At 73.2% G+C, this 7,217-nt stretch carries 7 protein-coding genes; 5 read left to right on the top strand and 2 right to left on the bottom strand.

The window, feature by feature from the left end; all coding sequences use genetic code 11:
* Nucleotides 1-210, bottom strand: a 210-nt coding sequence (locus tag ACFFNX_RS36750) for a hypothetical protein (RefSeq protein WP_378210628.1), incomplete at its 3' end; no start/stop codon positions are given.
* Nucleotides 211-1,826: 1,616 nt separating this feature from the next.
* Nucleotides 1,827-2,594 carry a bestrophin-like domain gene (locus ACFFNX_RS36745; RefSeq protein WP_378210626.1) on the bottom strand — a complete coding sequence of 256 codons (768 nt, stop codon included), beginning with the start codon at nucleotides 2,592-2,594 and terminating at the stop codon, nucleotides 1,827-1,829.
* A 531-nt stretch (nucleotides 2,595-3,125) separates the two neighbouring features.
* Between ACFFNX_RS36745 and ACFFNX_RS36740 the strand changes: the two genes are divergently transcribed.
* The 5 genes from ACFFNX_RS36740 to ACFFNX_RS36720 form a co-directional block, all read left to right on the top strand.
* Complete coding sequence (locus tag ACFFNX_RS36740) at nucleotides 3,126-3,941, top strand: isocitrate lyase/PEP mutase family protein (protein WP_378210624.1); 816 nt, start codon at nucleotides 3,126-3,128, stop codon at nucleotides 3,939-3,941.
* A gap of 105 nt (nucleotides 3,942-4,046) precedes the next feature.
* The gene (locus ACFFNX_RS36735; protein ID WP_378210621.1) at nucleotides 4,047-4,922 is read left to right on the top strand and encodes an SIS domain-containing protein; all 876 of its coding nucleotides are present in this window, start codon (nucleotides 4,047-4,049) and stop codon (nucleotides 4,920-4,922) included.
* Nucleotides 4,919-5,800, top strand: coding sequence for an ROK family protein (locus tag ACFFNX_RS36730; RefSeq protein WP_378210619.1), 882 nt, complete (start codon nucleotides 4,919-4,921; stop codon nucleotides 5,798-5,800). The genes ACFFNX_RS36735 and ACFFNX_RS36730 overlap by 4 nt, the downstream gene beginning before the upstream one ends.
* Nucleotides 5,797-6,894, top strand: a complete 1,098-nt coding sequence (gene nagA, locus ACFFNX_RS36725; RefSeq protein ID WP_378210616.1) for an N-acetylglucosamine-6-phosphate deacetylase — start codon at nucleotides 5,797-5,799, stop codon at nucleotides 6,892-6,894. Before ACFFNX_RS36730 ends, nagA begins: the two co-directional genes overlap by 4 nt.
* On the top strand, nucleotides 6,891-7,217 hold a 327-nt coding region (locus ACFFNX_RS36720), incomplete at its 3' end, for a PfkB family carbohydrate kinase (RefSeq protein ID WP_378210614.1). The genes nagA and ACFFNX_RS36720, both read left to right, overlap by 4 nt.

Here is a 7,217-nt window from a genome sequence, read left to right as displayed (position 1 = left end):
CAACGGTGACGAACTGCAGTCACCGAGCTCCGCGCGCACGGTCACGAGGTTCAGCACGCCGAGGTCGACGCACAGGGGGTAGATGACGCGCACGCCCACGTACGCGATGTCCGGCCGCCCGGCGGCCACCGAGGACGCGGAGCCCAGCCCGGCGCCGACGGCGAGCACGGAGAGCGGGCCGGGGCCGCCGCCCAGCCTCAGAGCCCCCACCAGGGCCAGCGGACCGCCACCGGGATCGAACGCCGAGCCCGGCGCACCTACGACACCCGCCGACTCATCGGCGGCACTCCCCTCCGGTAGGGACACCGTCGGTCCCCGCCTTGCTGACCCGGCGGCGCCGACGCCCCCGGAACGCGCCAGCGATGAGGACGACGACGCGCCCACGCCTCCGGGCGGAGAAGCCCCGGCGGAAAGCAGATCACCGAGGGGGCTCCCGGCCCGTACGGGCGGCTCGACACCCACAGGCACCTGGCCGTTCCGAACCGGCACACCCACATCCGCCTGCGGAAACGCCCCGGCGGAAAGCAGGTCACCCAACGGACTCCCGCCGCCCGCGGACGGCCCGGCAACCCGACCCGCAGACGCCTCACCGTCCCGAACCGGCACGCCCGCCTCTGCGTGCGGAAGAGCTCCGGCGAAAAGTGGGTCCTCCAACGGACTCCCGGCCCCTACGGACGACCCGGCAACCCGATCCGCAGACGCCTGACCACCCCGAACCGGCACACCCGCACCCGCCTGCGGAAACGCCCCGGCGGAAAGCAGGTCACCCAACGGGCTCCCGGTCCCTGACGAACTCCCCGCAGGCAGCTGGCCCGCCCGGACCGGTGCGCCCGCCTCTGCCCGTGGGAAAGCTCCAGCGGAAAACAGGTCGCCGAGGGGGCTTTCGGCCCGTACGGGCGGCTCGGCAACCCGGACCGGAGAACGCCCGGTGGAGGCCCGGCCGTCCTGGGTCGGTGCGCCCTCGTCCGTCTGTGGGAACGCCCCGGCGGAAAACAGGTCACCCAGTGGGCCTTCGGGGGCCTTGGCCTTCCCACTCGAAGAACGCGCCTGATCGTCCCGAACCGGTGCGCCCGCCTCTGCCCGTGGGAAAGCCCCGGCGGAAAGCAGATCACCGAGAGGGCTCCCGGCTCGTACGGGCGGCTCGGCAACCCGGCCCCCAGGCGCCCGATCATCTCGAATCGGCGCACCTGCATCCGCCCGTGGGGAAGCCTCGGCGGAAAGGAGGTTGCCCGACGGGCTTCCCGAGCGTACGGGTGGCTCGGCGGCCCGGTCCGGAGAACGGTCGGTGGGCGCCAGGTCGTCCTGGGGCGGTGCGCTCGCGGCCGTTCTCGGGAACGTGCCGGTGGAAAAGAGCTCGCTCGACGGGCTCCTGTCCTCGGTGGCGCCTGCCTTCGCGTTCGAAGAACGCCGGTGGCCGTTTCGAATCGGCGTGTTCGTGGGCGGGCGTTGGGAGGGCTCGGCCTCGCGGGCCGGAGGCGTCCGGCCGGCTCGGGGCGGCGTACCGGGTGTGCGGGCCGTCGGGTTCGCGTCCCCGTGCCGGGAGGCTTCGGTGGGTGCGGGTGTGCCCGGCGTGTCGGTGTCGTCTCGTCGGGGGCTCGCGGTCGCTCGGGGGTACGGGGCGGCCGTCGATGGGCGTCTCGGGCGGGTGTCCGGCGATGGCGTTGAGGCTTCGCCGGGCGGGTGGGCTCGTCGGTGGTCGGTCCGGGTCGCCGGTGGCTGGTCGGTGGTCGCGAGCACGGGGGAGGCGGTCAGGCCGACGACCGCTCCGGCCGCGATCACGGCCGCGCAGGCGGTGCCGGCGGTTCGAGGGGTGGGGGTGACGCGCATCAGCGGCTCTCCGGGATCTGCTGGAACTCGTGCTGGGCGGTGATGTACGCGTCGGGCTTGACGCGCAGTGCGCCGGTGAAGACGTGGGAGATGTCGAAGGCGAGGAAGACCCCGACGCCCAGCAGGGCCGCCATCACGCCGAGCGGCACGATCGTCATCGCGCGGGGCCGGGCGCCCGCCATGAACGGGAAGATGAGCACGACGATGCCGGTGAGAACGGTCATGTAGAGCAGGCCCGCCGGCGGGTGCGTCTTCGCGTCCAGCGCGCGCTGGCCGCGTGACGTGTCCAGTGCCTGGAGCTGTTCCACGACCGCGTCGCGGTCGTCCTTCTGGTCGTCGTTGGCCACCGGCAGGGCGCTGACCTTCGCACGGAGCGCGGTGAGCCGGTCGTCGCCCTCGGCGGTGATGTGCCCGCGCTCCATCGAGTGCCACTCGCGGCCCACGATGAGGTCGGTGTAGGCGCGCAGGTCGGCCTGCACGTCGCGGCCTTCCGGAGCGGGCAGCGCGGCCGCCGCCCAGTACGCCTCGACGAGCGCGCGGCTCTCGGTGTAGGTGTTCTCGCGCGCGGAGTCGGCGCTGGTCCACGGGACGACGATCGCGATGGCGAAGACCAGCAGGAACAGCGCCGACAGCATCGAGCCGGCGTGGCCCGCGGTGGCGCCGCCGGGATCGCCGTCGTCGGAGCCGCGGCCGAACTTGCGGAAGAGCAGGGCCGCCGCGACGACGACACCGACCGCCGCGACGACGGCGAGAATGCAGACGAGCATGACCGGCTCCAGGTCTTCGTGTGGCTGGCGGGGAGGGGCGGGACGCCCAGGGATGTGCTGAGCGTTATTTGACTATCACATTGGGTGACCATGGTGAAGGCGTGGAATCGAGTCGATTCCGGCCCTTCGAAGACACGCTCAGATGGGATACCTCGCGGCATGTCCGCTAACAGGACTAATGACCTGCTATGTCGCGCAGGATGAACGGCGGGCGACCCGACCGGACGGTTTCACACATCCCCGGAGCGACCGCTTCCGGACATCGCCGGAACCCGAGGCCGACCTGCGGGTCCGTCCGCAATGCCGGCACAAGTCAATGACAAAATCTTAAATGCGCGGCGAGGTGACCCACATTTGACCAACGGCTTCGCCGGGACGAAGGCCCACTCGATTAGCGTGACGCGTGAAATCAATGGGAAAGACCGGCGAATCGAGGAGGAAATGAACACGATCAGCCCGGCCACGACACCGTACGCGGGCGGCGCCGGAGCCCGACCAGCAGCAGAACCCCGACCGACAGCCGGAGCCCGGTTGAGAGACGCCGTGCGGTCCGACGCGGTCACGCCGCTCATCGGGATCTTCGACATGTTCTCCGCCTCCGTCGCGGCCCGCCACTACGACGGGCTCTTCGTGTCGGGATTCGGCTTCGCCGCCTCCCACTACGGACTGCCCGACATCGGCTTCATCGCCTGGCCCGACATCGTCGACTTCGTCCAGCGCCTGCGCCTGGCCTTCCCGCGGCACCACCTGCTGGTCGACATCGACGACGGCTACGCCGACCCCGAGGTCGCCTGTCACGTCGTCGGGCACCTGGAGGCCATCGGCGCCTCCGGCGTGATCCTGGAGGACCAGGGCCGGCCGCGCCGCTGCGGCCACGTCGACGGCAAGCGGATCCTGCCGCTCGGGGAGTACCTGGAGAAGCTGCGCATGGTCCTGGAGACCCGCCGGGACCTCGTCGTCGTGGCCCGTACGGACGCCACCGACGAGGGCGAGATCCTCCGCCGCGCCGAGGCGCTGGCCGCGACGGACGCCGACGTCATCCTGGTCGACGGCGTGCGCAGCGCCGCCTGGATCCGCAAGGTCAAGGCGGTCGCCGGCGGCAAGCCGCTGCTGTTCAACCAGATCGCGGGTGGCAAGTCGCCGCGGTTCTCGCTGGGCGACCTGACCGAGCTCGGCGTCGACGCCGCGATCTACAGCACGCCGTGTCTGTTCGCCGCGCAGTCCGCGATGGAGGAGGCGCTCACCCGGCTCACCGAGGACGACGGACGGCTGCCCGAGGACTCCATCGGCGTCGCGGACTGCCTCGACCTGCTCGAACGCAACATCAGCCGCCATCACGACCACTGATCCGGGACCCGCCTTCGCGCGATTTCACTCGCTTGGCGAGTATGTGTTCATTAGTGCATGATGCGAGCACGATTCGCGCATGAACGAGCACGCGTGGAGGCGGGTTTGGCGGACTATCACGTCGAGGCGGAGATCGACGCTCAGCCGTCGTGCTGGCGTCGGGCCGCCGAGCGGCTGCCCGATGTACGGGAGGCGCTGCCGCGCGACGGCGAGCGGGTCGCGGTCTTCGGCTGCGGCACGTCGCTGTACATGGCGAAGGCGTACGCCGCCCTCCGGGAGGCCAGGGGCCTCGGGGTCACCGACGCGTTCGCGGCCTCGGAACCGCCGTTCGGCCGAGAGTACGACCGCCACGTCGCGATCACCCGCTCCGGCACGACCACGGAGGTGCTGCGGGCCATCGAGCGCCTGCCCGAGACGGCCGCGACCACCGCGATCACCGCCGTGCCCGACGCGCCGATACCCGCCGGCACCCGCACCGTCGTCCTGGAGTTCGCCGACGAGCGGTCGGTGGTGCAGACGAGGTTCGCGACGTCGGCGCTCGCGCTGCTGCGCGCCTCCCTCGGCGACCCGGTGCCGGACGCCGACGCGACGCGCGCGCTCGGCGAGCCGCTCGCCCCCGAGTGGCTGGCGGCCGGGCAGATCACCTTCCTCGGCCGCGGGTGGACGGTCGGCCTGGCCGACGAGGCGGCGCTGAAGGCGCGCGAGGCGGCGCAGCTGTGGACCGAGTCCTACCCGGCGATGGAGTACCGCCACGGGCCGATCAGCATCGCCCAGCCCGGCCGGCTGACCTGGATGTTCGGCCCCGCGCCCGACGGGCTCGCCGAGGAGGTGGCCGCCTCCGGGGCGGCGTTCGCCGCGAGCGACCTCGACCCGATGGCGCACCTCATCGTCGCCGAGCGGCTGGCCGACGCCCACGCACGCGCCCGGGGGCTGGACCCGGACCATCCCCGGTCCCTCACGCGCTCGGTCGTCCTCCCATGATCGTCGCACTCGACGTCGGCGGCACGTCGATGAAGGGCGCGGTCATGGACCACTCCCTGGAGCGGACCGCCACCGTACGACGGCCCACCCCGCGCGGTGACGCCGCCGTCGCCGCGGTCCTGGACACCGTCGGCGAACTGGTCGCGCAGGCCCCGGGGGCCGAGGCGGTCGGCCTCGCCGTGCCGGGCATCGTCGACGATGAGGCCGGCGTCGCCGTCTGGTCGGAGAACATCGGCTGGCGCGACGTGCCCTTCCGCGACCTGATCCGGGAGCGCACGGGCCTGCCGGTCGCGGTCGGCCACGACGTACGTGCGGGCGGCACCGCCCAGCAGCGCCTCGGCGCGGCGCGAGGGGCGCGCAACTCCCTCGTCGTGCCGATCGGCACCGGCATCGCCGCCGCGATGGTCATCGACGGCCACCTGTGCGTCGGCAACGGCTACGCCGGGGAGATCGGCCACATGTCGGTGGGCGCGGACGAGCCCTGCGTGTGCGGCGGTACGGGTTGCCTGGAGGCGGTGGCGTCCGGGCCCGCGGTCGCGCGCCGATACGCCCGGCTCACCGGGCACGAGACGACCGCGGACGCGGTCGCGGCGCTCGTCGCCGAGGGCGAGCCGGACGCCGTGACGGTGTGGGCCGAGACGGTCGGCTGGCTGGGCACCGCGCTCGCCGCCGCGACCGTCCTGGCCGCGCCCGAGGTGATCGTCATCGGGGGCGGCCTGTCGCGGGCCGGCGACCTGCTGCTGAAACCTCTCGCCGACGACATCGAGGCGCGCCTGACGTTCCATCGCAGGCCGCGCCTGACCACGGCGCGATTCGCCGACGAGGCGGGGTGTGTCGGCGCCGGACTGTGGGCACTCGACCTGTTGGAGACGCAATGACGGTGCTGAGCGCGGACAAGGTCATCGCCCTGGACGGCGTCCTCGAACCCGGCTGGGTGGAGGTCGTGGACGGCCGGATCACGGCCGTCGGCCAAGGCGTGCCGGAGCGTACCGACCTGCACGGTGCCGTGATCGTGCCGGGCTTCGTGGACCTCCACTGCCACGGCGGAGGCGGTGCGTCGTTCGACTCCGCCGACCCCGAAGAGTGCGCCCGCGCCGCCGCCTTCCACCGCGAGCGCGGCACCACGACGCTGGTGGCGAGCCTGGTCAGCGCGGCGCCGGACGACCTCGAACGCCGCGCGTCCGTGCTGTCCGAACTCGCCACCGACGGCGTCGTCGCCGGAGTCCACTACGAGGGGCCGTTCCTGTCCCCGGCGCGCAAGGGCGCGCACGACCCGAAGCTGCTGCGCGCCCCCGACCCCGCGACGGTCGAGCGGCTGCTCGAGATCCCGCACGTGCGGATGATGACGATCGCGCCGGAGCTGGACGGCGGCCTGGACGCGCTGCGGCGGGTCCGCGTGCTCAGCGCCCTGCCCGCCGTCGCCCACACCGACGCGACGTACGAGGTGACGCGCGAGGCGGTCCGCGCCGGCGCGCGGGTGGCCACGCACCTGTTCAACGGGATGCGTCCCCTGCACCACCGCGAACCGGGCCCGATCCTCGCGCTCCTGGACGCGCCGGACGTCGTGGTCGAGCTGATCGGCGACGGCACGCACCTGGACCCCGCGGTCGTGCGCCACGTCGCGCGTACGGCCGGTGCCGGGCGTGCCTCACTGGTCACCGACTCCATCGCCGCCGCGGGCATGTCCGACGGCGACTACGAGCTCGGCGGGCTCGACGTGGAGGTACGCGAGGGCGTCGCGCGGCTGGCCGACGGAGGCTCGATCGCGGGCAGCACGGCGACCGCGGCCTTGATCTTCCGCCGCGCGGTGCGCGACTCCGGACTGTCCCTGGAGGAGGCCGTGCGCATGTCCGCCACCACCCCCGCCGCCCTGCTGGGGCTGTCCGACCGCGGCGCCATCTCCCCCGGGCTCCGCGCCGACCTGCTGGTGCTGGACGACGACCTGGGGGTACGGAAAGTCGTCACGGCGTGATCGCCACGGTCACGCCGAACCTCGCGCTCGACGTCACGTACGAGATGACCGAGCTGCGTCCCGGCGAGACGAACCGGGTTCAGGCGGTGCACGCGCGGGCGGGCGGCAAGGGGGTGAACGTCGCGCGGGTCCTGCGGTCGCTGGGCCATGACGTGCTCGTCCTCGGCCTGGCGGGCGGCCCGACCGGCGACGCCGTACGCGAAGAGCTGGAGGCGTCCGGGCTGGCGCACGACCTGGTGCCGGCCGCCGGGGAGACGCGGCGGACGGTGACCGTCGTGGCCGGGGCCGAGGCGACGATGCTGGGCGAGCCCGGGCCGGCCGTC

Source organism: Actinoallomurus acaciae, from assembly GCF_042429965.1.
GTDB lineage: Bacteria > Actinomycetota > Actinomycetes > Streptosporangiales > Streptosporangiaceae > Actinoallomurus > Actinoallomurus acaciae.
The sequence above is the reverse complement of the archived record's forward strand: the minus strand, read 5'-3'. Positions and strand labels throughout refer to the sequence as shown.

What these genes read in the sequence shown, in the direction of transcription:
- ACFFNX_RS36745 (WP_378210626.1), bottom strand. Translation starts at nt 2,594, where the DNA reads ATGCTCGTCTGCATTCTCGCCGTCGTCGCGGCGGTCGGTGTCGTCGTC.
- ACFFNX_RS36730 (WP_378210619.1), top strand. Translation starts at nt 4,919, where the DNA reads ATGATCGTCGCACTCGACGTCGGCGGCACGTCGATGAAGGGCGCGGTC.
- nagA (WP_378210616.1), top strand. Translation starts at nt 5,797, where the DNA reads ATGACGGTGCTGAGCGCGGACAAGGTCATCGCCCTGGACGGCGTCCTC.